The sequence below is a fragment of the Roseibium aggregatum genome (assembly GCF_014692675.1).
Classification (GTDB): domain Bacteria; phylum Pseudomonadota; class Alphaproteobacteria; order Rhizobiales; family Stappiaceae; genus Roseibium; species Roseibium aggregatum_C.
This window is the reverse complement of the sequence record NZ_JABFCZ010000091.1, coordinates 1-548: the sequence shown is the minus strand read 5'-3', so window position 1 is coordinate 548 and position 548 is coordinate 1. Positions and strand designations below refer to the sequence as shown.

At 68.1% G+C, this 548-nt stretch carries 2 protein-coding genes; both read right to left on the bottom strand.

Annotated features, from left to right (window positions below):
- The coding region (locus tag HK439_RS26430; protein WP_190294466.1) for an SAF domain-containing protein at positions 1–316 on the bottom strand (316 nt) is incomplete at its 3' end.
- A gap of 24 nt (positions 317–340) precedes the next feature.
- A partial coding sequence (locus HK439_RS26425; protein ID WP_209012089.1) for a hypothetical protein occupies positions 341–548 on the bottom strand: 208 nt, incomplete at its 5' end.

Sequence of the window (548 nt, the reverse complement as noted above, 5' to 3'; positions counted from 1 at the left end):
GACTGGTGCCAATCGCGCTGCCTTCGCTGATGTCCTGCACCGGCACCTTGCCAACCACCGCCGCCAGGTCGGTCACCGCCCCCGGTACTTCTGCGGTGCGTTGCGTCAGCCGCACGCCATTGGCGCTGATCGGCTCGCCGGCGGGTAGCCGCGCGGTGGCTTCAACAACACTGAAGGTCTGCGCATCGGCCTTCACGATCGTGCTTGGGTTGTCCGCCGAGGCCGCAGGCTTGCGCCCGATCACGAAGGCGACCACGGCCAGCAGCACGGCGAGCGCGATCAGCGCGATGGCGGCGATGCGGGTCAACTTGAGCATGAAAATCGTCTCCTGTACCGATCGTCAGTTGCTGCCAAGGTCCAGCTGGGCGACCGCGACGCTGCGGATGGGGGCCTGCATCACCCAGCCATAGAGCGTGGCGGTGCCGGGCAGGAAGGGATGGGACGCATAGTCGTAGCTCACCGTCACTGTCATGCATTGCACCGTCGCCAGGCCGGCGCAGGGCGCCTGCGGCGAGACCACGATGGCGCCGGTGCCGCCGCCGCTGCAG